The organism is Flavobacterium sp. (assembly GCF_028712645.1).
In the GTDB taxonomy this organism is placed as follows: Bacteria; Bacteroidota; Bacteroidia; order Flavobacteriales; family Flavobacteriaceae; genus Flavobacterium.
This window is the reverse complement of sequence record NZ_JAQTPQ010000341.1, coordinates 1-3,083: the sequence shown is the minus strand read 5'-3', so window position 1 is coordinate 3,083 and position 3,083 is coordinate 1. Positions and strand designations below refer to the sequence as shown.

General features: G+C 33.7%; 5 protein-coding genes. 1 reads left to right on the top strand and 4 read right to left on the bottom strand.

The features are described 5' to 3' along the window. Positions 1 to 1,092: CinA family nicotinamide mononucleotide deamidase-related protein (locus PHC28_RS17510; RefSeq protein WP_300103552.1), on the bottom strand; the 1,092-nt coding region annotated here is incomplete at its 3' end. 18 nt (positions 1,093 to 1,110) lie between these two features. Here PHC28_RS17510 and PHC28_RS17505 point away from each other — a divergent pair. Beyond that, entirely contained in the window at positions 1,111 to 1,260 is a 150-nt protein-coding gene (locus PHC28_RS17505) for a hypothetical protein (protein WP_300103550.1), read from the top strand. A gap of 39 nt (positions 1,261 to 1,299) precedes the next feature. Here the strand turns inward: PHC28_RS17505 and PHC28_RS17500 are convergent, their stop codons facing one another. Genes PHC28_RS17500 through PHC28_RS17490 form a run of 3 tightly spaced genes read right to left on the bottom strand, consistent with a single transcriptional unit; the run spans position 1,300 to position 3,082 of the window. Then, positions 1,300 to 1,644 carry a histidine kinase gene (locus PHC28_RS17500; RefSeq protein WP_300103549.1) on the bottom strand — a complete coding sequence of 115 codons (345 nt, stop codon included), beginning with the start codon at positions 1,642 to 1,644 and terminating at the stop codon, positions 1,300 to 1,302. Next, positions 1,644 to 2,255, bottom strand: coding sequence for a fumarylacetoacetate hydrolase family protein (locus tag PHC28_RS17495; RefSeq protein ID WP_300103548.1), 612 nt, complete (start codon positions 2,253 to 2,255; stop codon positions 1,644 to 1,646). Before PHC28_RS17495 ends, PHC28_RS17500 begins: the two co-directional genes overlap by 1 nt. A 56-nt stretch (positions 2,256 to 2,311) precedes the next feature. Beyond that, the gene (locus PHC28_RS17490; protein WP_300103547.1) at positions 2,312 to 3,082 is read right to left on the bottom strand and encodes a 3'-5' exonuclease; all 771 of its coding nucleotides are present in this window, start codon (positions 3,080 to 3,082) and stop codon (positions 2,312 to 2,314) included. Position 3,083 lies beyond the last annotated feature (1 nt).

Sequence of the window (3,083 nt, the reverse complement as noted above, 5' to 3'; positions counted from 1 at the left end):
GTCGCCTTTAGTCGGACCTGCATTCCCAGTTGTCGCGATAGCGTAATCTGTTTTCATTAAACTTTTTACGTTAATAGCCATCTGTTTTGCAACTTCGGCACTTACTACAGTAAATTCATTTATCAATTCTTCCGAGATTCCCAAAACAGAAATTTTAGTTTCAGTAGCATAAGAAACTACACTTCCTTTAAAATAGTCAGAAGCTCCAGAAACCGAAGTTAAAACCTGAGCTATTTTTCCACCCGAGCAACTTTCAGCTGTCGAAATGGTTTTGTTGTGTTGCTTTAAAAGATGACCTAGAGCAGCTTCAAGGGTTTCGTTATCCTCAAAACCCACAATGATATCACCAATGATTTTCTTCAAAGAACCAATATTTTCTTCGATGGATTTTTCTAATAATTCTTTATTTGTTCCTCTTGCCGAAAGTCTCAAACGAACACTCCCAGGATTTGGCAAATAAGCTAATTTTATAAATTCAGGCAGATTATTTTCCCAGTTTTCGATTCGTTCAGCCACCATACTTTCTCCTTGACCATAAGTGAGAATGGTTTTATGAATGATGTAAGGTCGTTTATATTCCCGAACCACTTTGGGAATGATTTCATTTTCAATCAAATATTTCATCTCAAAAGGAACTCCTGGAAGCGAAATAAAGACGGTATTTTCTTTTTTCATCCACATTCCTGGCGCTGTCCCCACTTGATTGTGAAGTACCGTACATTTTGAAGGAACAAGTGCTTGATCTTTATTAATCTGAGTAATTGTTCGTTTGTAGAAACCTTCAATAAGTTGGGTTACGTGTTGGAGAACTTTTTCATCAACAACCAATTCATCTTCAAAATAATCGCAGAAAGTTTTCTTAGTAATATCGTCTTTTGTAGGGCCAAGTCCGCCAGTAATAATAACCAAATCGACTTTGTTTTGAACCTTGTGAAAAGTTTCCAGAATATGCTGCTTGTTGTCACTTATAGAAATCATTTCGTGAACTTCAACTCCAATTCTATCTAATGATTTGGCAATAAAAGCCGAGTTTGTATCGACAATCTGCCCAATTAGAATTTCGTCGCCAATGGTAATTATGGTTGCTTTCATTTTGATTTAGGATAATTATTGATTCAAATATTGATTGCTAACTTTGATAAAAATCGTGTTTTAGCCCTGATGGAAGTGGAAAGCTTTTTGCAGAAAATTGCTATTTTTTTTCTAAATAAAAAAGAGCGACCAACGGAAGCTCCTTTTTTATTTTTAGAAAAAAAGTAATTTTAAAAAAAACTTGAAATGTACAGCAGGATTAGCTTCTTACAAATCAAAATCTTTCTTCAATTCCTTTACAGCATCGTTTACTTGATTTTTAATACTCTTAAAGGTTTCCTTGATTTCTTTCTTCTCTCCTTCGGCTTTTGTCCAAGCTTCAACTTGAAGAATTTCTTCGAAAGCTACTTTTAGACCAAGTAAATCAAGTGTTGGTTTTACTTTATGGGCAAAAGCATAGGCGTGTTTATGATCTTTCTTTTTTATCCCTTCTTTGATTTGCAATAAATCCTCGGGAACTTCTGTAACAAATAACGTTACGATTTGCATAACAAATTCTGGATCGTTATCCGAAAGTGCGTACACTTTTGCTAGGTTGTAATGTAGTGCCATTATTTTATCTGTATTCTAAATAGTTTATTTCCTTCTAAAAATCCTTCTAAGACATCATCTGGTTTAACAGCTGCCACTCCTTCTGGAGTTCCGGTGAAAATTATATCACCAATTTTTAATGTGAAATATCGAGAAATAAATGAAATTAATTCATCAATTTTCCACAACATATAACTAGTGTTGCCTTTTTGGACTGTTTTATTATTGTTGGTTAATTCAAAAGTAATATTTTCTAATGAATTAAATTGTGTTTTTGACAAAAATTCTCCAATGACCGCCGAACCATCAAAAGCCTTTGCTTTTTCCCAAGGCAATCCTTTTGCTTTTAATTGGTTTTGAACGTCACGAGCCGTAAAATCTATTCCCACGCTGATTTCATCGTAATATTTATGAGCAAATTTGGCATCTATGTGTTTTCCAACTTTGCTTATTTTTACAATAATTTCGATTTCGTGATGAATATCTTGTGAAAAATCAGGAATGACAAAAGGGTGTTGTTTTAATAAAACTGCCGAATCGGGTTTCATAAAAATAACCGGTTCCGTAGGTCGCTCGTTTTTCAACTCCTCAATATGATTAACATAATTTCTACCTATGCAAATGATTTTCATTCTTCAAGTTTAGGGTTTGTGGTTTAGAGTTTATGGTTGAACTGCTAAACAACAAACTATTTCGTATTTAGTTTTCTCAATTTAATTGCTGTCAAAACTTTCTTCGTATATAAAGGAAAATCAGCGTTTTGAATCCAACTAAAATAACCTGGTTCTGTTTCTAAAACTTTATTAACTTTTACTCCTTTGTGTTTACCAAAAGCGAAAATTTCTTCATCTTCTCCGTCAAAAGCTATCATTCCCGCAAAATCTGCTATTTTTTTCCGGGTTGTAAATTCTGAAAGTGATCTTATATCATTTGCCAATTCTGGGTAACGATCTAATTGTGCCTTCATAATCTCATAAGTCGCCATCGTGTCCGCTTCAGCAGAATGCGCATTTTCGATTTTTTTGTTACAATAAAATTTCAATGCTGCACTTAATGTTCTTTCTTCCATTTTATGAAAAATAGTTTGAACATCAACAGAAACTCGGTTTTTCATATCAAAATCTACTCCAGCACGAAGCAACTCTTCAGCCAATAATGGAATATCAAAACGATCCGAATTATATCCCGCTAAATCTGAATCTTTAATCATATTATAAACCTGCGAAGCCAATTCTTTGAATGTTGGTTCGTTAGCCACTTTTTCATCACTGATTCCGTGAATGGCCGTTGATTGTGGTGGAATTGGAATTGTTGGGTTGACTAACCAAGTTTTGCTTTCTTTATTTCCGTTAGGAAAAACTTTAAAAATTGATATTTCAACAATTCTATCTTTTCCAATATCAATTCCGGTAGTTTCAAGATCGAAAAAGCAAATTGGTTTATTCAGTTTAAGTTCCATT